The sequence below is a fragment of the Cysteiniphilum marinum genome, from assembly GCF_014857925.1.
Taxonomy (GTDB): domain Bacteria; phylum Pseudomonadota; class Gammaproteobacteria; order Francisellales; family Francisellaceae; genus Caedibacter; species Caedibacter marinus.
The window spans coordinates 168,918-192,959 of the sequence record NZ_JACYVZ010000003.1 but is presented as its reverse complement, the minus strand read 5'-3'; the positions used below and the strand labels follow the sequence as shown (position 1 = coordinate 192,959).

At 36.1% G+C, this 24,042-nt stretch carries 17 protein-coding genes and 1 riboswitch; of the genes, 6 read left to right on the top strand and 11 right to left on the bottom strand.

Translation table 11 applies throughout. The features are described 5' to 3' along the window. Nucleotides 1–121: 121 nt before the first annotated feature. From IE867_RS03345 to IE867_RS03330, 4 genes are all read right to left on the bottom strand, one after another. Nucleotides 122–4,888, bottom strand: a complete 4,767-nt coding sequence (locus tag IE867_RS03345; RefSeq protein WP_192483361.1) for an RHS repeat domain-containing protein — start codon at nucleotides 4,886–4,888, stop codon at nucleotides 122–124. Between the two features lie 33 nt (nucleotides 4,889–4,921). Then, entirely contained in the window at nucleotides 4,922–6,985 is a 2,064-nt protein-coding gene (locus tag IE867_RS03340) for a hypothetical protein (protein WP_192483360.1), read from the bottom strand. A gap of 278 nt (nucleotides 6,986–7,263) precedes the next feature. Then, nucleotides 7,264–7,668, bottom strand: a complete 405-nt coding sequence (locus tag IE867_RS03335) for a hypothetical protein (RefSeq protein ID WP_192483359.1) — start codon at nucleotides 7,666–7,668, stop codon at nucleotides 7,264–7,266. Nucleotides 7,669–7,864: 196 nt separating this feature from the next. After that, the gene (locus tag IE867_RS03330) at nucleotides 7,865–8,968 is read right to left on the bottom strand and encodes a GumC domain-containing protein (RefSeq protein WP_192483358.1); all 1,104 of its coding nucleotides are present in this window, start codon (nucleotides 8,966–8,968) and stop codon (nucleotides 7,865–7,867) included. A gap of 245 nt (nucleotides 8,969–9,213) precedes the next feature. Between IE867_RS03330 and IE867_RS03325 the strand changes: the two genes are divergently transcribed. Continuing rightward, nucleotides 9,214–10,065: an alpha/beta fold hydrolase gene (locus IE867_RS03325; protein ID WP_225629943.1), complete on the top strand. Its 852-nt coding sequence runs from the start codon at nucleotides 9,214–9,216 to the stop codon at nucleotides 10,063–10,065. Between the two features lie 7 nt (nucleotides 10,066–10,072). On the opposite strand, the gene IE867_RS03320 is transcribed toward IE867_RS03325, so the two are convergent. Next, nucleotides 10,073–11,311 (bottom strand): sensor histidine kinase, encoded by a 1,239-nt coding sequence (locus tag IE867_RS03320; RefSeq protein WP_192483357.1) that lies wholly within the window; start codon nucleotides 11,309–11,311, stop codon nucleotides 10,073–10,075. A gap of 91 nt (nucleotides 11,312–11,402) precedes the next feature. After that, nucleotides 11,403–12,101, bottom strand: coding sequence for a response regulator transcription factor (locus tag IE867_RS03315; protein ID WP_192483356.1), 699 nt, complete (start codon nucleotides 12,099–12,101; stop codon nucleotides 11,403–11,405). Between the two features lie 209 nt (nucleotides 12,102–12,310). On the opposite strand from IE867_RS03315, the gene ribF reads away from it, so the two are divergent. The 4 genes from ribF (at nucleotide 12,311) to IE867_RS03295 (ending at nucleotide 18,199) form a co-directional block, all read left to right on the top strand. Next, nucleotides 12,311–13,249: a bifunctional riboflavin kinase/FAD synthetase gene (gene ribF, locus IE867_RS03310; protein ID WP_192483355.1), complete on the top strand. Its 939-nt coding sequence runs from the start codon at nucleotides 12,311–12,313 to the stop codon at nucleotides 13,247–13,249. A 202-nt stretch (nucleotides 13,250–13,451) separates the two neighbouring features. Continuing rightward, on the top strand, nucleotides 13,452–16,259 hold the full coding sequence (gene ileS / locus IE867_RS03305; RefSeq protein WP_192483354.1) for an isoleucine--tRNA ligase: 2,808 nt from the start codon (nucleotides 13,452–13,454) through the stop codon (nucleotides 16,257–16,259). Next, complete coding sequence (lspA, locus tag IE867_RS03300) at nucleotides 16,246–16,725, top strand: signal peptidase II (protein WP_192483353.1); 480 nt, start codon at nucleotides 16,246–16,248, stop codon at nucleotides 16,723–16,725. Before ileS ends, lspA begins: the two co-directional genes overlap by 14 nt. 322 nt (nucleotides 16,726–17,047) lie before the next feature. Further along, on the top strand, nucleotides 17,048–18,199 hold the full coding sequence (locus IE867_RS03295) for an ATP-binding protein (protein WP_192483352.1): 1,152 nt from the start codon (nucleotides 17,048–17,050) through the stop codon (nucleotides 18,197–18,199). A gap of 4 nt (nucleotides 18,200–18,203) precedes the next feature. Here IE867_RS03295 and IE867_RS03290 read toward each other — a convergent pair whose 3' ends face one another. Then, entirely contained in the window at nucleotides 18,204–19,913 is a 1,710-nt protein-coding gene (locus IE867_RS03290; protein ID WP_192483351.1) for a glycosyl hydrolase family 8, read from the bottom strand. 269 nt (nucleotides 19,914–20,182) lie between these two features. On the opposite strand from IE867_RS03290, the gene IE867_RS03285 reads away from it, so the two are divergent. Continuing rightward, nucleotides 20,183–20,368: a hypothetical protein gene (locus tag IE867_RS03285; RefSeq protein ID WP_192483350.1), complete on the top strand. Its 186-nt coding sequence runs from the start codon at nucleotides 20,183–20,185 to the stop codon at nucleotides 20,366–20,368. A gap of 4 nt (nucleotides 20,369–20,372) precedes the next feature. Here the strand turns inward: IE867_RS03285 and ribH are convergent, their stop codons facing one another. The 4 genes from ribH to ribD are packed head-to-tail and all read right to left on the bottom strand — an operon-like array spanning nucleotide 20,373 to nucleotide 23,699. Next, nucleotides 20,373–20,801, bottom strand: coding sequence for a 6,7-dimethyl-8-ribityllumazine synthase (gene ribH, locus IE867_RS03280; RefSeq protein WP_192483349.1), 429 nt, complete (start codon nucleotides 20,799–20,801; stop codon nucleotides 20,373–20,375). A gap of 2 nt (nucleotides 20,802–20,803) precedes the next feature. Then, nucleotides 20,804–22,012, bottom strand: coding sequence for a 3,4-dihydroxy-2-butanone-4-phosphate synthase (gene ribB, locus IE867_RS03275; protein ID WP_192483348.1), 1,209 nt, complete (start codon nucleotides 22,010–22,012; stop codon nucleotides 20,804–20,806). Continuing rightward, complete coding sequence (locus IE867_RS03270) at nucleotides 21,996–22,604, bottom strand: riboflavin synthase (RefSeq protein WP_192483347.1); 609 nt, start codon at nucleotides 22,602–22,604, stop codon at nucleotides 21,996–21,998. The genes ribB and IE867_RS03270 overlap by 17 nt, the downstream gene beginning before the upstream one ends. 9 nt (nucleotides 22,605–22,613) lie before the next feature. After that, nucleotides 22,614–23,699, bottom strand: a complete 1,086-nt coding sequence (ribD, locus tag IE867_RS03265) for a bifunctional diaminohydroxyphosphoribosylaminopyrimidine deaminase/5-amino-6-(5-phosphoribosylamino)uracil reductase RibD (protein ID WP_318779307.1) — start codon at nucleotides 23,697–23,699, stop codon at nucleotides 22,614–22,616. A gap of 159 nt (nucleotides 23,700–23,858) precedes the next feature. Further along, a riboswitch (FMN riboswitch) is annotated at nucleotides 23,859–24,010 on the bottom strand. Nucleotides 24,011–24,042 lie beyond the last annotated feature (32 nt).

The following is a 24,042-nucleotide window of genomic DNA, read 5'->3' as shown; positions in this document are numbered from 1 at the left end:
ATGTTTGCCTGACATAATTTTTGTTATCTTGTGAATGATATTTAACTATGCTGGTTACCATATTTCATTTACTCAAAACCGGCAAAGATAAATGTCGCCGACCGGCAAAGATAATTGTCGTTCAATAATCTCCAGTTGCTTTTGCAACTTGCATCGCATTAACTGTGGTAGTAACTGCCGTTATTAGGATACTTATAGCTAGTGCCACAATACCAAAATGGCCACTTGGATCTTTATACATAATCGGATTATTTAAAGCATAAGAATAACCATTGATACCACCCTTATCAAACGGCGACATTGAATCATATTGCATAAAACGCTTTAAGACCGGATTATATGCTCTATAACCATTACCTAAATATTGATACTTTGTTACATAATCTGTACGGATACTATTGTAACCAATATGCAGTTTAGTAATATCATTAAGTTGTCTAGTAAAAGCATTTTGCAAATAAAACTCTTTGACCACACCATAAGGAGAATAATTTCTTTGAGAGACTAGTTCACTCTCATTTTTTGCGTTAATTTTGAAGCTTAGAAGTATCGATCCTGCAATATCTTGTAGATGATAAATTCTTTCACCATTAGGCATTAATTGCCCAACTGTACCGTCTAACGACTGAAGATAAGTAAGCCAATTATTGCCTTGTGATTCATGGATTAGTTGATCACCTAAATAATACATATAAACAGGATCTTCACTATTAACTTGTTGCATTATTTGCTTACCCTGAGCATCATAGGCATACTTAACTGTTTCATTACCTTGAAACTCAATAAGTTGTCCCAATTCATTATAAATCAAGCGATTACCCTGATCATCTTTAATAATACTACCTGCTTCATTGTATTGAATATTTTGACTTCTTACTCCATATTTAGAATTACTGTTTTCATAGTAACTCAAACGTGTTGGATCACTTTCATTGTAATGATATGTTGTCGTATTAGATTCGCCATCTAGTGTATCTTGAGTCACTGTCGCAATATTATTAAACCTATCAAAAGTATATACTTGTGTTTCAATTGTTTTGCCTAAAATATCAGCAGGACAAAGCCTACCACTACAGTTATATGCTGATAAATTGCCAATATCATCATACTCATAACGCTCATCTGATAATTGCGTTTGACTATTAACACTATCAATCCGTTCTTTTCTACTCACTGTTCCTGAGTAATAATTATCTTTATTTGTAAAGGTATACCTCAACAATTGAGTCTTGTCTGATCCGACTTTGTTTGTGAGAGTCAAACTTTGCGGCAGTTTACTATAGTCGATACTACGTGTAACAGAAATATTGCCATCATTTAACTTAACATCTGTCACACGATAAAATGGATCGTCATAATTAAATTGCATATACTCATTATTTTGAGAGCCATTTGACAGCTCTAAATTAATTTTCTCAATTTTTTGATGCAAGCTATTGTAGTAATAGCTATAACGATTATTCTGATAATCCTTAAATGACAATAATTGCCCATTGAGAGAATAATGATACTCTGCAGTTAAAGTCCGCCCTGAGGATGAACCAAATTTTGGCGTAAATACTACTTTTGTTAATCTATTATTACTCGAATAAAAATACTCATACTTTCCAGTCTTATCTTCAATAGTTTTATTTACATTTGTTTTTTTGTCTTTGGTATAGGCTGTTGAAAATGGTAAACTCAAGCAATCGGTTTCTTCGACCTTACCTTCAACATAACTACAATTCACCTGTTTTGTCGCTTCATCACGCTTGATCACAAAGCGCGTGTTAAACTCATTTAAAATGCTCTCTACATCACCATACTCTGTATACGTATTTTCTTTTTTATAACCTTCTACATTTTCAATTGATAGTAGCTGTCCTAAAGCATTAAATGATCTTTTGCCTAAAAGATAAACTTCATCATCTTTTTTATCAATTTCTGCGATTGAGATCGCAATCTCATTTCCCAGAAAATCGTACTGGCTTATTAATTTTGTCTTATTTGGCATAAGTTTTTTAATGACTTGGCCTTTTTGGTTGTAGTTATAAGTAACCACGCCTCCTAATGCTGACGTTGTTTGATATATTCTACCCATTTGATCATAAGCACTTTCTACTTTAGTCCCTATACTTTTATCTGGGTTTTCAACATATGATACAAGCACATTACCATCATCATCTGTTTTACTATAACTAATCTCTGTTTTTTCACCTTCTAAGTTTAAATCGTTGATATCAGGACAATCATCACTTGCCTTTTGTTGAAGATTAATATTCACGGCATATTGTTTGATTTCATTTTTCATAAGATTACGCTCTATGACCTTTATTAGTCCTGTATTAAGGTCTAGCGTCATGCTTTCGTCATTGAACTCATCATAATAGAAGCATTGTTTATTCTCAAAAGTAAATAATGTGCCATCAGGGTAACTTCCTTTGTCATATCCCCTAACATAATCAACAAGACCATCATTATTGTAATGTGTATCATTTATTTTAAAGAATTGATTAGTTCGTTTTCCCTCTTTATCTAAATCATCCACATATTGCGCTATTTCTTGACCTATACCATTATAAACTGTCTTTACTCTATAAGACTGTCCATCTGGGCTATCAGAAATTTCAATAATTGAAATCTCACCTTCTACGCAAGCATTATTAGCTTTTTTACCATTACAATAAATATAATTATTGACCATGCTTTTTGAATTATTTCGATCTCCTTTGGGATAAAAATAGTGATCTGTTAGTCGCCTTAAATCATCATATTCTTTATATTCAATATTGCCAAAACTATCTTCAGTTGCAATTTCTTTATTATCATAAAGTGATATATATTTAGTACGCTTAAGCTGGCTATTTTCACCTTTATTGCTAACATTACCTGACATTTTGGATAATCTTTTAACAGGAATTACATTTTCTTGATTCTCGAAAAGAACCACATCAAAATCATAGTCATATAATTCAGTAATTTTTTGAGGACCATCCACTATTTCGCTATCAAGATTCTCTGTCGTTTTTTCTTTTTTCAATCCGAATAAAGGTGTGTCAACATAGTTATCTTCGTCAAAATACGTCCAACTACTCTTAGCTGTATATATTACTTTAGCGTCATTATCACCAACGATTTTTTGAATAATTTCAGTAGCATCTTGTATGTTTTTGGTATAATCAATAGACTCAATGTCATATTCACTGATATGACCCTCTTGAAGTGTATCTTGTACTACAAGCCCAGCACCCTTATTAAGAACTACTTTATATGTGAATTTCTTTAAGATAATTGTTTGATCAGTAGTTTTGTTTCCATTTGTTTTTGATGGCAATATTAATTCATATTGTGGATAGCGACTAAAATTAAATTCTAGTAATTGATTATTAATCGTTAAGTAACCTAAAGAATTTTTTGCTTTTGTCGAATAATAACTTATCAAACGCATTCGTCCATAGCTATCAACTTCTTTGATTAAATTGCCATACTCATCATAACTTTGATAGGTAATTAGCTTTTTACTATTTTTAGTTTTGCCATGAATAATTGTTGTGATCTTAGTAGGCATATCATAGTTTGCTGGCATATTTGAAATTGGGGACTCTAAGTCTAAAATATTGCCATATTCATTTTGAACTTCTTTTAGTAACATTAACTCATCAGAATAAAGTTGTTCAGATAATGAAAGGTGAAATTTATTATATATTTGTTTGTTCTTATTTAGTGGTGTTCTTTGACTTACTTCATAAGTAAAATTACCCTTTAAATCTGCAAGTTTATCACCATGAAAGCCAAACTCAGAAGCTTCAACTACAGGATAACCTGAAAAATTATTATCACTATCATCTGAATTATAAGTGTAATATGTAGACTTTATTATCTCATCATCTCTTGCTGAATAGATACCATGTTCACCAATAACACAAATTGTATTGATCTGATCCTTAATAGGTTTTGTCCCTGTTATCTCCAATGAATTATAGGTTAATTTCTCATAAGCACCTGTTGGATAAATAATTTTACTCATCCCTGGCAAAGTAGAACTGCAAGTACCGCCTTGTGGATTATACTCAAATTTATATTCTTGATTGATTGCGCTATTAGGCTCATCTACGATACCAACTAAATGCTTATTACCCTCATCTCCATCTGCTAAATTTAGCTTAACAGTTTGATATTTTTTTTCATTCTGACGTTGCTTAACATCTATATAATAAATACTATCAATAATAACCGACTGATTAGAGTAACTTACTGTAATACCTGTATGACCATAGTCACCATTTGGCTTTAGGCTATAGATAGATTTGACTTTAGCTGATTGTATACCATCCTCATAATAAAATTCTAATACACTACCATCAGCATAATATCTTTTATCCATTAAACCATTGTGAGCGACATGCTCTATTATGCCATTCTTGTAAATTATAAAAAAATATTCTGCATTATTTTCGTCTTGTACTAATTGAATATCGTGTTTTCGATAATATTGACTACCTTGAGTAACATTCTCTTTATCGATCTCTAAAAGTGTTCCACTATCGGATAAATATAGTTTTTTTGTATCTTTATCATAATGTGTTAGATTGAAAGACCACCCTTCACCATAACCGTAATTCTTACGTGAGCTACTGTCATAATTCAAACTCAACTGAAATTTCTCTTTATCTGCAACCAACATTCCAGCAACTGCTTTTTTATACTGATAACTTCCAGAGCGCTGATTAACTTGCCCTGATGCAAAATTATAGGCATTAGAATCCGGACTCGTTTGATTAGATTTTAATTCTTTTTTGTTATCTTGTTGCCCAGATCTTTGTTCTGGGGATATATTACTCTGTGCTTGCGCATAACCAAAAACAACGAAGAAATACAAGAGTACATTAAATATTATAAAACTTTTCATTATGATTCCTAAAAAATAGTCATTATGTATATATTAATCTATTTGTGACCAAGCGCGATATTGAGTATCAGAACCAGTGAGATCATAATAATTGGAAGAAGGATCTTCACCCGGCGTTGTTTCACCTAAAGCGATATGGCGTTGATATGACGTGCCATGTTGCGTTGTTACAACTATTCGTTGTGGGAACAAAAGCTCTGGCAGATCATGATAACCAAAAACCTTAAAGTAGGTTCCACCATAAATTACTCTTTTATTACGCTCAATCTTAGGGTCTTTATCAACCCATACAGTTGTATGTTCATCTGTTCTACTATATGACTGGTCAATTTTCGCTCTAATTCCGGCAAAAGTCCCGCTATTGATGCCAAATAATGTTTGCAACCCATTATTAAATATATAGCTTGTATTATGGCCTCTTGGATCAAAATGCCATTTACTATTATACTTTTCTATAAAGAGGTGAGGATTAACATTATGAGTAGCTTCTGGCTTTAAATACTGATTAGGATCTAATGGGTAAGAAGTATTCTTTAATGATTTAAACGCTTTTAAGTCAATTTTTGCAAAACATAGTTTTTTATCCTCTGTAACTCTTGAACTGTTTGGTGTTAGAATATTATACACATAAGCGTAGAAATATTCAGAGTTAGATACACCTGGCAATGTATAATCATGAGAAAATTTGTCTTTCAGGGTTAACGCATCACCACCAAGGATTGGTATATTTCCCTGATTATCAAGGGCTGTTGTACCATCCTTATTTAATTGCTCATCTTTTAGCAAATCGAGTTTAACTATCCCTAAGTTTTCATAATTCTCTGGTAACAATCTTTGACTACCAATTGCTACAGATTTTATTTCTATTGAAATAGGATAGCTGCTAACTAGCGAATTAAACTTCTTATCAGCAGTCACATATTTAATAATACCTAAAGCTTCATGACTCTTTGTTTGTTGATATTTAGGTATTAAATTTTCTATACCATTTTGACAACCACTAGAAGAGCCTAAAGTATATATATTTCGCCTATCTCCAAACCTGACTTTCTCAGCAATGTTAGGCAAATTATACTCAGGTGCAGTTTGCGTACTATTATTCTTTACTTCAAAAGTGAAATTTAAGTATTGAGCTAAAGTATTAGGTAAATTAACTGGTTCGCCACGTTCGAATCCACCTGGTACCTTCTTCCAATTATAAGCATTCAATTGTATACGAATAGGTACTTGGTTGTTGCTATTACGATAAATAGCGCAAGGTTGAAAGTATCCATACAAGGGTGAATCAGGTGAAATACCACAAGTACCATCAGATGTTCCTGGAACACCATCAGAATCAGCAGCATTTGGAACAGAAGCGTTATACAAAGTGACTTGAAGATCACATTCCTCAAAGTCAAAACCTACAATCACATCACCATTGTATAGTAGACATCTAGATCGAGTATCTACATTTATCGAATATCTACTCAACTCGATCCCATTTAAGAATATTCCAAACAACATACCTAGACCTAGATCACTAAGATATATATCTATTTCATCACCACTTTTTGTTGTATCAGCAACTTCTTTCGACACAAATGCAGGCCTAATATCGTATTTAATTTTATCAACAGGGAGACCAAAACGATCTGCTATTTTATTACCAACAAAGAATATATCAAGCGTTGTATTCATATCCCTTCTCATGCCTGTGTTCTTCAAATCATTGACCGTTAATACTTCTTGAGTATTTCCAATTCTATAACTTACATTTTGCCATGACCCCACATCACCATGTAATGCATCACCATGTAATGTATAAATTAGCACGAGTTCTTTCTCATAATCCGTCCAATTGAGAGCTGACATCATGCTATCAACATCCTCATTTTTGAAATAATTATTATTATGGTAAATAGTATTTTTTATCATTACATTATTATTAAATGGCAGGTTTACTGGCATATCAGCTCCCCAATCATTATCATATAAACAGAAAGGCTTTAGCGTACTACCTTGAAGATTCTCACAGGTTGGTAACTTAGTATTAGCACCGACGCTTGATGCAAACCAAAACATGGATGAAAGTATTATTGTTTTCTTAAATGACATATAGCTTCCCTATTTCCTACACTAAAAGGCATCGTTGAAATATTTAATGAAACATTAAATAATTATTATTTACTACGGTTATACATATTTTCTATTTCAACACTCAATTTCTCAAACTTGACATACTTCTTGCAAAAAGAAGGAGCCAGCTTTAATTAACGGAGTGTTGTTAAAAGCATAGATCTATTCTAAAATACATAACTGCAATTATTTATTAAAAAATGTTGCTGATAATATATCAATCGATGTATCATCCTCCTCATCATCATCGTTTGAAGTTATACCCTATAGAGTATTTCTATCTGCTCACGACTTTCATTCAAAAGATATAAAACACCATTATTTTGCTTAAAATAATGGGCCTGCTGTATTTTCTTCAAAAAAGAGCTATGAGTTATTTGTACGCTTCCATTTTCGGTAATATCTAACATATGCGATACATCATAGTATCTACCAACAATAGAACTTGAATCATCAAAAGCCGAGAACCTTCCATTCTCGAACTTTATATACACTATAGGCTTCACTTGAGCACGATACGTCATCATTTCAGCTTTGGGCACCCATTTTGTTGAATCAATGCTCTGATCTTGACTCGTGTAATAATAAGCAGCAATAAATGCACCCGAAATTATTAATAGACCAAACCATCCCAAACCAAAACGTATATATTTTCCTATCATATCAAGCTACCTAAATCCTTTATAAATTATTTATAGTCAAAATAGCAAACGATGAACTACCGGATGCTGTTTTCACACTATAACCTGAGTTAACGATTAAATTTAAGATACACTGTGATACCATAGCACTCATAAATGATTTTACGGCATCCAGTGTCGAGAAAGTTTTTGATGCTCTTTAATACGATATTTCAGACTATTTAGTTTTATTACCACATATAACCCGAGTAACCACATCAACCATAAATGCAACTAACAGTGCTAAGAATAAACTCATTATCATACATAAGACTAGAATTATAGGAAGGCTTAAACCATTAGGTGCTGCTTTAAGGAAATAAATAACGCCACCTTGATTAACACTTTGTAATAGCTCTTGATAATTTCTCACCTCTAACCTATATTTATTTTCTAACTGTACTAATTTAAGCTTGCGCTCTGCAGATAACTCAGCTAATTGCGTTTCTAAAAAATACTTTTTATGCTGAAGATTAAAATTAAAATTATATATCTCTTGATCCAGACTATAGAGCTTGTCATATAAGAAATTTTGTTTTAAAAAAAAGTAACCACTTTCTTCGTTATCATTGATATTGCTTTCAATGCGCGTTATCTGATTTTCTAACTCTTGCTTTTTAGACTGATCAAATACCAATTTTTTTTGCCATGTTATCAAGTTTTCCTCATAGTCATTATTTACTTCTATTACCTTATTTTGGTATGTTTGTTCTATAATTTTCTGTTGAGAAGATAAATCTTCACCTAGATCTCCAATTTTCATCGTAATAGAAGCCTTCACAGCATCTATATCATTTTTGAGCCTTTCTTTCAGATAGGTTACAAAAGATGATAACACTTCATTCAAAAACGCCTGATCTAAAATAGTTACACCTGATATAAGCACAATAAAATCACTTAAATTATCAGCTTCTTGTGATGTCTTCTCTGGCTTAAGTTGTAATAGCTTTATCAATTGGCTAAACTTAGCGACATTTTCTGATTGACGATAACTTTGCATCTTACTTGCGATAAAATCGGGAATATATTCTGCTTCAATTAGTTTTCTTAAGCGAAATTTCTCCCCCAAATAAAAAGGTTGTAAATCAACTTCAACTCGATATTGTGCCATAGGCGCTTTTACTCTGACGTAAAACTCTAATTTATCTTTTTTTAATAAAAGCGCCACCCCTAATGACATGAGCATAGATATCATAAAATATAACGCTATACTACGCCAGTTTTTAAGAATAAACCCAATAATATCTTCTAGAGAAATGACGTCATCACGGCCATCATGCATAAATAAAAACCTTAATTAATATAAAAAACAATCTCACATTATCCGGAAAAATTAAGTCTTAGAAACATACCGTAAAATACCGATGCATACATTTATTCGGCAAAAATATACAAATCACTACGGATCATTTGACTTACTTTACATGTGACTTAGTTATATAGGATTATCATGATAAGTCATCACAGCAAAAACGATTTTTATTATACTTAAAAAACTTTATATACTGTAATAAATCATGGAGGTTAATGATGAAAACATTAGAAATAAAAGGAAAAGAGCTTCGTTATCTAGATATTGGTCATGGGTTTCCTATTTTATTTGGTCATAGTTACTTATGGGATCATAAAATGTGGGCACCGCAATTACATCATCTAAGTAAATCCTATCGATGTATTGTTCCTGATTTGTGGGGGCATGGGCAATCTGATGCGCTCCCACGTGAAAATAATGATTTATCTGATATTGCAGATGATATGATGACACTTATGAGACATCTAAAATTAGATGATCAGTTTGCAATTATTGGCTTATCTGTTGGTGGTATGTGGGCAGCAGAACTTGCATACAAATATCCTTTGTCAATCAAGTCCATTGTTCTAATGAACACTTTTCTAGGCGAGGAGCCCCTTGCTAACAAAGCACAATTTTTAATGATGTTTAATGCAATTGAAAAATTGGGGGCTATTCCTGAGAATATTATTCAGCAAATCGTACCTGGTTTTTTTTCCATACATACTCAGGAAAATAATAAAACATTGGTTGATGAATTTACAACTCATCTAAAAAACAAAAGTTTAGATATATCTTCGTTAATTCGCTTAGGAAAAATGATTTTTGAACGGCAAAATCGCATGAACCTTTTAGATGCATTTAGCGAAGTTGATATTCCAACTCTAATCATCACCGGATCGGAAGATTGCTATCGTCCAACGCATGAAGGTGAGTTGATGGCTCAAAGATTACCAACAGCGCAGTTTGTAGAGGTAGTATCAGCTGGACATATCTCATCACTTGATCAACCACTACAAATCAACAAACTACTAGAGGAATTCTTTCGATTACAACTTGTTAAAGAGCGCTTATGGTACTTTGATTGATTTTATTTTATTTGATTTTTCTTATTTGCTTTATTTTAAATTTCATAGTCACCGTAAGACCTCCTAATGAGTTATTTTTGGCATATACTTTGCCATCATGATCTTCAACGATTTCTTTAGTTACTGCCAAACCTAAGCCATTTCCTTTAGAACTTGAGATTTGTCCTTGATAAAACGCCAAAAATATATTACCAAGCATACCTTCTGGCACACCAATACCGTCATCCATCACCTCAATAAGAATATTTTTTCTGAGATACTTCATACTAATTACAACATTTTTGCCATACTTTAGTGCATTATTAATGATATTAGTTAATGCGCTTGTAAGCTCTTCTGGAGCACCTAGCATCATATACTCTTGATTTACAGTCTCATCAATAAAAGAAACTCTTTCTATGCTATGTTCTTGATAGGATTTAACAGTCTCTCTAACCAATCCATATAAATCTACAATCACTTTTGGTGCATTTAAATGCCTTTGATTGGCATAATGAATTGTTTTACGCAAAATTCTATTAATATCATCAATTTGTGTAAAAACTTTTTCTTTAAGCACATCATCTTTAACTTTGTATAGCATCAACTCCATTCTAGTTAAAGGTGTTCTTATATCATGCGCGAGCGCTGCCATAGTACGCATTTTCGTCTCACTTAAATTTTGAACCTTCAGAATCAATGCTTCAATATAGCGTGCTGATTTACGTAACATGTACAAGCTAGAATGTGATACAACACCTTTTTCAAGTGTGGGTAATTTCAGTCGATATCTATCTTCTAAAGCAAACATCTTCTCCATCGCATGCAGCAAATAACGTCCATTAATAAGATACATTGCAACATATAGCATCGCAAAAAGCTGTAAAAGAATGAATAAAGTGCCAACCCAAGGAAATCTTATTCTTGGTAACTCTAATACTATCCATGCACCTAAAGGCTTTGCATAAACAGATATCACATTGTTTTCCCAGAAGCGTATACTCTCCAAAGCTTTCTCGATCTTTTGCGCACTTATATTACCTGAGACATCAATATGAATATAATCTGAAGAGTATTCTGGTAGCGGTAACACTTTGACATTCATGCACTGGTTACTTGAGCTTGGCAATATTTCGGTTAGATAGCTTTTTTCACGCTGATTAAAATTCAGATGATTAAGCTCACCAATAAAGTTCATCATACTTGAAGCAATGATGCGCTGATTTCTATCATGATCAAGAAAGCTGTTAATATAAAAGTAAAACATTAAGATAAGATTTAGAGAAAATCCACACAATAAGACAATGTTAAATTTAAGTTTATACCTAGTACGTTTTAAGTTTTGGCTCATCATCTTCTTACTTCAGTTGAATTGGATATTTTAAACTATAGCCAAGCCCTCTTGTAAAACCAATTAAGTAAGCACAATTATTGTCTTTGAGTTTTTGTCTAAAGCGTGAAATCAACGTTGAAACAATTCTATCTTCTGGGTGTAGGTCGCGCCCATAAACGTATTTTGCAATATCATATTGTGATAATGAACTACCAATATGCTCATTTAGGTATGACAGCAGTTTAAGTTCATTTATATTAAGTGGAATTTTAAGTTTCTGTTCAAGATTAATTAACTGTAATTCCTTCATATCAAGTTGCCAATTTTTTTCATTCTCAGTTGATTTGACTTTATTCATTGATAAGATATTACGTATCTTAGCCAGAAGAACTCTCGTACTAAAGGGTTTTTGCATAAATTGCAAAGCACCTAGCTCATAAGAAATTAATTCATCAAGTTCATCTTCTGAAGCGGTAATAATAATGACAGGAATGCAAAGCTTTTCAGAAATTCTACGACAATAATATTTCCCATTTTCATAGCCGGGCATATTTAAATCAACAATTAATAAATCCGCAAGAAAAGTTTCCAAAATAGTATCAGCTTCGACAGGGTTGGCCGCAGAGCAAACCTCATAATTCTCAGTTTGCAGTATTTCTTGCAATTCTTCACGAATTATTTCATCATCATCCACTATTAAAACTTTAAATTTATTCTCTTTCATTATCAACTTATCTTTTCCCCAAGAAACATCTGTAAACTTAAGATCAGTCTACCATATCTCTTCCAGACAGCAAGAATGAAATATTGAACCGGTAAGCAAAGCAATAAATACTGTAAAATGGTTTGCGGGTGGTATACAATGCTTGACAGTTTTTAACACCTCGCTTTGTCATGTATCAAAGCGATTAATTAGGCATAAACAAATTTAACATGCAGCTGTTACGATTTGCAGATTTACATAACAATAAAGAGCAAATGCCAAGCATTGTCACCATTGGTAATTTTGATGGCATGCATTTGGGGCATCAGTATATTATCAATCATGTGCAGCAACTGGCTAAAGCCAATAATGCTAAAGCGACAGTGGTGACATTTGAGCCGCAACCGAAAGAGTTTTTTTTAAAAGATAAGGCACCTTTGCGCATCACGCCTTTTCGCGACAAAATCCAAGCATTTAAGGCACTCAATATCGATCAAGTACTCTGCCTGCAGTTTAATCAAAAGCTTGCAATGCTATCAGCTGAAGCCTTTGTTAAAACGATTCTTGTTGATGGTCTTAATGCTCAACATGTCATTATCGGTGATGACTTTCGTTTTGGTTATCAGCGTCAAGGTGATTTTAAGCTACTTAAAGACTTAGGGCAAAAATATGGCTTTAGCGTAGAGAGCCTCCCTTCTTATACTTTAGATGATACACGCATTAGCAGCAGCCACATCCGCCAACTACTAAATAGCGGTCAATTTAATGATGCAGCGCATTTTTTAGGGCATAGTTACTCACTAAGTGGTCGCGTGCATCATGGTGATCAAAATGGACGTAAGATTGGTTTTCCAACCATTAACATCCCCATGCCAACCGCCGTTGTCGTTTCAGGGGTTTATGTTGTGAACGTGCATGTTCATGATAAAACATATCATGGCATTGCTAATATTGGCATTCGCCCAACAGTTGGTGGCAGATTACGTTTATTAGAGACACATATTTTTGATTTCACACATGACTTATATGGGCAGTATGTTACGATTGAGTTCTTGCATTTTGTGCGTAGCGAGAAAAAGTTTGCAAACTTTGATGCACTTAAAACACAAATTAATAATGATAAACTAGCAGCACTTACGTGGCTTGAAAAACATACAAAAAAGATATAAAACAAATAGAAAATCGGAGTTACATACAATTAAATATGTAACTTTAAAAAACACCCCGTCAGCCTGCGGCTGCCACCCCTCTTGCAAAGAAGGGAATTTAAAATTGGCTTCTGCTTGATTGCCCTTTTTGCAAGAGGGATGCTAAAACTTACAAGGCGGGGTGTTGAAATACAATTTAAAATAACGGGTTAAAGGGTAGAATATGGCAGATTATAAAAGCACATTAAACTTGCCGAAAACATCATTTTCAATGAAGGCAAACCTTGCGCAAAAAGAACCGATGCGCTTGAAACAATGGTATAGCGATGAAGCTTATCAACAGATTCGCGAGCATTTCGCCGGTAGAGACAAGTTTATTTTGCACGATGGTCCTCCCTATGCCAATGGTGATATTCACGTTGGACACGCGGTCAATAAGATCTTAAAAGATATGGTGATCCGCTCAAAAACACTCTCAGGTTTTGATGCACCTTATGTCCCAGGTTGGGATTGCCATGGTTTACCGATTGAATTGCAAGTAGAGAAGAAGCATGGCAAAGCAGGAGCTAAAATTAGTGCCAATGCTTTTCGTAAAGAATGTCGTAAATATGCTGCCAAACAAGTACAGCGCCAAATTACAGACTTTAAGCGCTTGGGTATCTTAGGCGACTGGGATAAGCCTTACTTAACCATGAACTTTGACTACGAAGCCAATATGGTGAGAACTTTAGGTAAGATCATTGCAAATGGTCACTTAACCAAAGGCTTCAAACCAGTCCACTGGTGCCCTGAGTGTGGCTCAGCACTTGCTGAAGCAGAAGTTGAATACAAAGATAAAATCTCACCTGCTATCGATGTTAAATTTGCCATCATTGATCCGAATAGCTGGGCGAAGCGCTTTGGTTTAGAGACTTTACCTGAAAACACATCTGCCGTTATTTGGACGACAACGCCATGGACATTACCTGCCAATCAGGCGATTGCCGTGCATAATGAAATAAGCTATGCCGTAGTAAACTTCAATCATGATCAACATATTATTGTTGCAACACAGTTAGTTGAATCAATTATGAAGCGCGCGGGTATTGAAGAATACCATATCCTTGCTAGTGTTTCAGGTGATCAGTTGACCGGCTTAAAAGCACATCACCCTTTTTATAATCGTATCGTGCCCGTGCTTCATGGTGATCATGTTACCGTTGATTCCGGAACTGGTCTTGTCCATACTGCACCTGCGCACGGGGTTGAGGATTTCGCATTAGGTAAACTGCATGATCTACCCGTTGACAACCCTGTTAACAACAATGGCTGCTATCACAGTAACACTGAGCTTTTTGCTAATGAATTTGTCTTTAAAGCCAATGATCATGTGATTGAAGTGTTAACACAAAACAATGCCCTTCTTAATTTAAATAAATTAGAGCACAGCTATCCACATTGCTGGCGTCACAAAACACCACTTATTTTCCGTGCGACACCACAATGGTTTATCAGCATGGAAAAAAATAAATTACGTGCACGCGCTGAAGAAACCATCAAAGAAGTGAAATGGGTGCCAAGCTGGGGACAAAGCCGTATTGAAGCGATGATGCAAGATCGCCCTGACTGGTGTATCTCACGTCAACGTACTTGGGGTGTGCCTATCCCTTTATTTATTCACAAGGAAACCGAAGAGTTACATCCACAAACGCAAGAGATTATTGAAAAAGTTGCTAACGCTATTGACAAAGGCGGAGTGGAGGCTTGGTTTGATGCTGATGATAGTCAGTTCATTACTGAAACCGAAGATTATCAACGCGTTACCGACACACTTGATGTCTGGTTTGACTCAGGCTGCTCAAATGCTTGTGTTCTTGAGCATAATGAAGATTTGCAATTTCCTGCTGATTTATACCTTGAGGGTTCTGATCAGCATCGCGGTTGGTTTCAAACCTCATTGCTGACAAGCTTAGCGCGTCGCAATCAAGCGCCTTATAAACAAGTGTTAACCCACGGGTTTACCGTTGATGCGCATGGCAAGAAGATGTCTAAATCCCTTGGTAACGTTGTCTCACCACAGGATGTTGTTAACACATTAGGTGCTGATATCTTAAGATTATGGGTCGCTGCAACTGATTATCGCACCGAGATGACCGTATCTGATGAAATTCTCAAGCGTAACGCTGATACTTATCGTCGCTTACGTAATACCGCACGCTTTTTATTATCGAATCTTGAGGGTTTTAATCCACAAACTGATTTAATCGACTTTGACCAACTAGTTGCACTGGATCAATGGGCAATTGCCAAAGCAGATGAAGTACAACAGAAAATTATAAAAGCGTATGACGAGTATAACTTTCATGTTGTGGCACAGCAGATTCATCATTTTTGTTCAATTGATATGGGCAGCTTTTATCTTGATGTCATTAAAGATCGTCAATACACAGCAAAAGCTCACGGTTTGGCACGCAAGTCAGCACAAACGGCAATGTATCATATCATTCATGCTTTAGTACGCTGGATATCACCGATTTTATGTTTCACTGCCGATGAGATTTATGATGCTATTCCTGGCGAGAAATCACCTTTTATCACCTGTGAGTGGTATCAAGGCTTATCACAAATGCCACAATCAGCTGAGCTTGATCTGCCATTTTGGCAAACGATTCAAGAGGTGCGCACCGAATGCAACAAACTACTTGAAGCCAAGCGTGCTGAAGGAGTATTAGGCGCATCCCTTGAGGCCAATGTCACGCTTTATACTAACGATGCCTTACTAGCACAATTAGCTAAGCTTAAAGATGAACTACGCTTTGCATTGATCGTTTCTGATGCGCATATTAAGCCATTAGCTGAAAAGCCTGAGTTTGCGCATGACTCAAGTATCAAAGGCTTAAGCATTGTTGTTGCGAAGTCCACTGCGCAAAAATGTGAGCGTTGCTGGCATCGACGCGAAGATGTCGGCAGTCATAGCGAGTATGCTGATATTTGCGGCAGATGTATTGAGAACATTACTACTGAACAAGGAGAGATACGTGAGTTTGCGTAACAATCAACTGCGTTGGGTTATTTTAAGTATTATTGTCATTATTATTGACCTTGGCACAAAACACCTTGCCTCACAAAATTTAACTTATGGACAACCGGTTGAAGTCCTGCCCTTTTTCAACTTAACCTTATTGCATAATTATGGTGCGGCATTTAGCTTTCTAAGTAATGCTAATACCACATGGCAAGTGATTGTCCTCTCTGGCATCGCCCTTATCGTCGCTATTGTGATCTTAATATGGTTATCACGTTTACCTAAAGATAAAAACCTCACTGCTTGCGCTTTAGCACTTATTTTAGGTGGCGCCTTGGGTAATGTTTATGATCGTATGATCCACGGTTATGTCGTTGATTTCCTTGACTTTCATATCAACAATTACCATTGGCCAGCATTTAATATCGCAGACTCTGCCATTTGCATTGGTGCCGTGATTTTGATCTTAATGAGTTTTAAATCTAAAAAATAACATCTTCCTGCTGAATAAACGTTGGTAACGATGTATAAATAAGTTACACCAGATAGTACCTCTCCCCTTGCGGGATCGCTCGTGCAGCTTAAGCTGCACGGGTGAGGGGGAAATTAAAACACAGACTCATTGCCTCATAAGACATCAGTCAAAGCCATTTTACATACTACGAGCACACAGGCCCTTCGACTTCGCTCAGGGTAAGATATCAAAAATTGCAACCTGAGTTTGCAATTTTTTATGCAAACTGCAAACTCAGTTTGCAATTTGCATGATTCATCTGATACTATTCACCTATTATAATCAAATGTGATCCGTCATAATGTATAAAAGATTACTTAGCATTGATACCAAGATGAAAGCAAGTGTCTTCCTATTTGGACCTCGAGGCACAGGTAAAACGCACTGGTTAAAAAACACATTTCCTTCGGCCATTTATTTAGATTTACTCGATGATGCGACTTACACAGAGCTGCTTGGCGATCCAAAAGCATTATCGCGTAAAATTCCTAAAACTTATAACGATTGGGTTATTATCGATGAGGTTCAGAAAATTCCAAACCTACTTAATGAAGTACATCGCCTTATTGAGCATCAAGGACAGCGCTTTATATTAACAGGCTCTAGTGCTCGCGCACTTCGCAAAAAAGGAGTTAATCTTCTAGCAGGGCGCGCATTAACTTATCATATGCATCCATTAACTGCTATCGAACTTTCCAATGATTTTGATTTGGCTTTTGCGATACAGTATGGGACACTTCCCATGACGTATAATGTTAATCAACCAGAGCACTTTCTTAAAAGTTATGTGCAGACTTATTTAAAAGAGGAAGTTCAGCAAGAGGCATTAACCAGAAGCTTATCTCTTTTCACAAAGTTTTTACAAACAGCGAGCTTTTCGCAAGGTGAAACAATTAACTATAGCAATATTGCACGTGAAATTGGTAGCAACCATCAAAGTGTGCGTAACTTCTTTGATATTCTTGAGGATTTGCTCATTGCTTATCGACTGCCAATCTTCACGCGACGTGCCAAACGTGATGTTATTACACAGCCAAAGTTTTATTATTTTGATACTGGTGTGTATCGCGCCATTCGCCCCAAAGGAGTGCTTGACTCTGAAGAAGAACTCTCAGGTGCCGCCTTTGAAACATTATTTTTTCAACAAGCTAAAGCATTGAATGATTATTTTTTCTGGGGATATGAGTTTTATTATTGGCGAACACGCACGCAACAAGAAGTTGATTTTGTTTTATATGGCGAAAGAGGTTTATATGCCATTGAAATTAAGCGCAAAGCTAAGCTCACAACACAAGATTTTAAAGGATTAAACCTTTTTCAAAAGGATTACCCTATGGCAAAATGCATTATGTTATATGGTGGGGATCAAACTTATTATGATAATGAAATACAAGTCATCCCTTTTGCCATAGCAATTCGTTCATTAGATAAAATACTAGCAGGAGATAGCTAAGAAGTTATTGTCCTAAAGCTTCAAATGCCTGCGGCGTGTTATAACCACTATAGAACACATCATGCCCCTGATCTGACCACTGATTCCCTGGCGTATATAACCAACCAAGTTTTTGCCCAAAGAACTCAGCTGAGTTATAAGTATCATAAAGCGCAATTTGTTTTTTCAGTGACTCAAATAGCTGATCATAACTTGCTTGATCACCATTATATGCGAAGCTCGTATTACTCCAATCCCCTGCTGCAACTTTCTTATTTGCAAGAGATAACGCCCAAGCAATAATAACGTCCGCATCGGTTGCAGATCCATTGGTATAGAAACCACCGCCTAATGTGTAATGAAATGGCTTACCGGTAGCGTCTACAAGCCAAGGCATCATTAAATCACTTTTTACATGACATTGATCATCATAGTATAGCGCACAACCATACCCTGCTGACTCAGACATAATATAACGCACAAAACTATCAAACATTTTCTGATCATTTGCAGCATAGCTAATTAATAACCCATAAGCCATGCCTTCAGATACCGTTGGATTATCCCCAGCATTAGCCCAAGTATCTTTCGAGGCATCATGCGGTGCATTTTCTACTGAAAATATCACCCTTGCACAGGTTTTGCCATCTTCACAAGGATATTCATTGACAAAACCATTCTTTGGATCCACCCAAGCTCGATAGTTAGCATTAAAAGAGGCTTGACTTAAATAGCCTGATGCAGCATTTGTATTATTTGCTCCAAGCTCTCCTTTGCCTACTAAAAACGCCTGAGAAAGCAGTCCTAATACTGCATTAAAATACGGTGCAGTTGAATTTAGGAAAGCATCATTTCCTGCTGACGCTGGTGTATGCTCGCTTAACTTATAGCTTTCAAGCTGGGTAATTAACTGTTTAAAAAAATCACTGTCTCCATTAAATCCATACTCTGCCACAACCGTAGGTCCCAAAAGTGCAGGTAAATTAGAAAGGGTACTTGGTAGAACTTTATCGCCGTCTTTTCCCACACCTGAGATGGTATATGCCCAGAGTCCCGCCGATGGTAATTGACCATCTTGACTGACTTTTTTCAAATCATCCAGAATACCGACAATAGTACTCTTCACATCAGCGCACCCTACGGCACTTGGATTTTGCATGCAAAGCGCCCCATAAAACAATGGAAATCTACCTGAGTCGTATCCATATTGAAATGCCCAAGCATAAGCATCTGGGTCTTTTATACGTGAATCTAAAGTTTCCTGATTCATAGGAATAACATTAGCAGGCAAATCACTATATGTACTTGGATTTGCCTTTTCTTTCTGAGCTACAAATAATTTGATCACTTCATTTGCATTATTTGCCAACGCTTTAAAGTCTGTTGTATTAATCACGCCAATAGCAAAATGATTGTTTTGGCTTGTGATACAATTTTTATTTTTAGTTAGTGTTGCCACACCATTATTTACATTGATATAACACTGATCAGTTAGACCACTTGCACCATATTTTGCAATTTGCAAATTCTGATTATCTTCACAGCTATAAACCACTGAGTTATCACTGCTCCCTGCTCCTGAAACACTATCCCCTTTAGCACCTGATAGATAGCTGCAATTGGTGTAATCAATATGAGCTGGTGTTGTTGTATTATTTGTAAATGTCACATTTACAGAGGAATAACCATAACTCAGAATAGAGGATAAAATTAATGCTATTGGTAACTTTTTCATGATATCTCCTTCATTTTTTTGTGCAAAAAAGCATTGGTACTTTTAAATCCCTTGCAATTATATGCATTAGTAACTCAAATTAAATATAGTTCATATGACTAAAAATGACTGATTTTTTGGCAAATTCATCAAAGAGTTGTTGATATTGCTTCTTAAATGACAATTTACTGATATTAAAAAATCAATTGTTACTCATTTGAAACAGACAAAAGAATATTAAATATATATAATTCGCATTCATTTCAAACACATTAAAAAAGGTCGCCTCTATGAGAGCAATACTTCTTGTCACAGCTAAAATAATAGCGATGATTACGCTAACAGAAAATGCTTATGCTTTATATACCTGCGGGTATCCTGCGTATCAAACGGAGAATAAAGAAAAGATAGAAACTAACGCCGATTGCAAAATTGCTTACCCAGCATATGAAATTACGCAAGAAATCAAAGCCTAATGAATTAGGCATTAATGTCTTTTTTAAGCTTAATCATATCCAATGCGGCTTTCAGCGCATACTTGCCTTTGTGACCTTTTTCACCACCGACACGTGCTAATGCCTGATCCTTATTATGCGTTGTCAACACCCCGAAAATCACCGGCAAGTCATAGCTCATCATCACATCTTGTGTGCCTTGTGATACTTGCATACACACATAATCATAGTGATCAGTTTGTCCACGAATCACACAACCCAACAAGACAATAGCATCATATTTGTTAGTTTTAGCTAGCTGCTTTGCCGCATAGGGCAGCTCGACGGCTCCTGGCACTTTGTAAACTTCTGGCGTTTTTATTGACTGACTTTGCGCCTCTTCAAGTGCGCCTTCTAATAACTTATCAGTAATTAACGCATTAAATTCACTCACAACAATCGCAATCTTTGGCATTATCATACTCCTTTTATGCTATGGTTTAGCCGTTGTTTTTTAGTTTGTAAATATCCTTTATTATGCTCATGCACATCTGACTCTGATACGAGCACCTGCACAGCAATACCCGCCTTTTGTAAAGCCTGCACCTTTTCTGGGTTATTTGATAATAATTGACATGACTTTATATCATAATATTTCAAGATTTGCAGCGCATGATCATAGCGACGATTATCTACTGGCAAATTAAGTGCTTCATTGGCTTCAATCGTATCCATATGCTTTGTCCGCTGCAGCTCATAAGCTTTAAGTTTATTGACCAAGCCAATATCGCGCCCCTCTTGCTCAAGATAAATCAAGATCCCGCCATGCTCTGCAATCTCATGCAATGCATGATGCAGTTGTGATTGACAATCACACTTTAATGAACCAAACAAGTCTCCCGTAATACACGATGAGTGAATACGAACAAGTGGATTATCTTTAATGTCTTTGCTTATGACTTTGATTTCATTTTGGGTCACTGGATCGATGAAAACACTCATTTCAAGCTCGCCATAATCACGAAAAGGAATAAGGCTACTTGCCGCTTTTATAATGAGTTTTTCCGTCGCTAAGCGATATAGACGAAGCTCCTCAATGCTTAATATCGGCAAATCATGTGCCAAAGCAAAACGTTCAATCTCTTCGCCTTTCATCATGCTGCCATCTTTATTCATCAGCTCACACAAAACAGCTGCTGGATGAAACCCTGCCATTTTCACCAAGTCAACACTCGCCTCTGTGTGCCCTTGACGCCCTAATACCCCATAATCATTTGCAACTAATGGGAAAATATGCCCAGGTCGACTAATATCACTAGGATCAACCTCAGGGTTTGATGCCACTTGAATCGTATGCGTACGATCTTTAGCAGATACGCCTGTCGTCACTCCTTCTTTCGCCTCAATGGTAATAGTAAAAGGCGTTGTAAATTGACTGGTGTTTAAATCTGCCGGCACCATCGGGGTTAATTGCAAGCGTTTGGCATGCGCTTTTGACATTGCCAAACAGACAATACCACTGGCATGTTGTAACATTAAGTTGACATTCTCAATATTCGCAAGCTGCCCAGGGAAGATTAAATCACCCTCATTCTCGCGATCTTCATCATCGGTTACAATAATACTTTTGCCTTGCTTTAGGGCATTAACCGCCGCTTCAACGCGTGTTTTAATTCTTTGAAACATGTTGTATTTTCTCCATATAATGATGAATGTGTTTACCAATAGGATCCGCTTCAAGGTTGACCTTGGTGCCCACTTGATAATTCTTAACAATAGTGGCATCAACCGTATGCGGAATAAAAGTGACCGTAAAATAGTCGTCTCTAACTTCAATCACAGTAATGCTCATACCATCAATGGTGATAAATCCTTTATTAACTAAATATCTTAATATCTCTGAAGGAGCAGAAATAGCCACAAGCCAAGCCTCTGCCTCATGGGTAATTGATTTCACTTCACCAACACCATCAACATGACCTTGCACCATGTGCCCACCAATAAAATCATTTAAGCGTAATGACAGCTCAAGATTAACGTACGATCCGGCAATAAGCTGCCCCAAGGTAGTTTTACGCAGTGTTTCAGGTACCGCCTCAAAGCTCACTAACCCCTTTACTTTATCCAACGTAACGACCGTTAAGCACACACCATTAATAGCAATGCTATCACCTATTTTGCAACTTGCTAATTGCTCTGAATGAATCACCAATGTGATCAGATCAGATCCTGACACAGTCTCGACTGTTGCCACTTCCTGTACAATACCACTAAACATAATTACCTCTTACAACCTCTTATTTTCTGTTTTCTCTGATTTTTCTATGCGACCCATACAATAATAATCATTATTCAAAAAACCATTGTCTTTGATATTAATGCGCTTCTTGTGCTTAAAATCAGCAATGATCATAGGTGCTACATAACTTTGCACTTCATCAACAAGCTGCGCCGCAAAGAAAGCATTAAGCAACGTTCTGCCACCCTCAACTAAGACACTGGTAATACCTCTTTGCGCCAATACTTCTAATACTTTTGTAAGATCAATCTCACCTTGATTCAGTGATACCTTAATGCACTCAATACCTTTATGCGCTAATGCATCAAGCGTATCTTTACCCGCTAAATCACTGGTAATCACAACACTCTCAATACCATCATTAAAAAGCGTTGCATCATATGGTAATTGACCAGTTTTTGATAACACAACACGTAATGGATGCTTAATAAACTCAGCATCTGAAACTCTCACGGTAAGACTTGGGTTATCTTCAATCAACGTCTGGCGACCAATCATAATCGCATCAACGCTATTGCGTAGATTGTGCACTTGCTGTTGAGATGTTTGATTGGTAATTTGTTTACTATCTTGGGGATGCGTCACCATCTGACCGTCTAATGACATACCCCATTTGGCAATGACATATGGACGCTTATGGGTATGATAATGAAAAAATATTTTATTCATGGCAATCGCTTCATGACACATAAGCCCTGTTTCAACGACAATACCCGCTTGTTGTAAACGCTTAATCCCTTTACCTGCCACTTGAGGGTTAGGGTCAACACTTGCAACAACGACTTTAGCAACTTGTGCGCTGATCAAGCGCTCGGTACAAGCCCCTGTTCTGCCAATATGACAACATGGCTCAAGGGTGATATAAACAGTTGCGCCTTGCGCGCTATCCCCTGCTTGATCTAAGGCATGAATCTCGGCATGTTTATCTCCAGCAAAACGATGCCAACCTTCACCAACAATTTGACCATTTTTAACAATCACGCAGCCAACCATTGGGTTAGGTGACACGCTCAAAGCACCACGCTTTGCCAACATCAGTGCCTGAGACATATAAAAATAATCCGCTTGAAACACTTGCAATAATCACCCTTTTATTAATTTACTTAACTTCAGGGACGAGCAAAAGAAATAAACATAAGCAAAATGGATAAAAGCACAACACATTGATAATAAGTTCAACATTCAACATTTTAAAATATAATGCATTTGTACTTTACACATATGTTAATCATATTACTTCTTCTTTCATCCGGACTATAACCGTCGGCTCTGGAGTCTCACCAGATCTGCTGACCTTTGACCTTCAAGCCAAAGCGCTCGTGGGCTTTTCTAAATGTTCATAGATTACCACCGGTGGGGAGTTTCACCCCGCCCTGAAGAACTAGGGTTGAATTCTACGTTGTTTTAAATGAAAAAT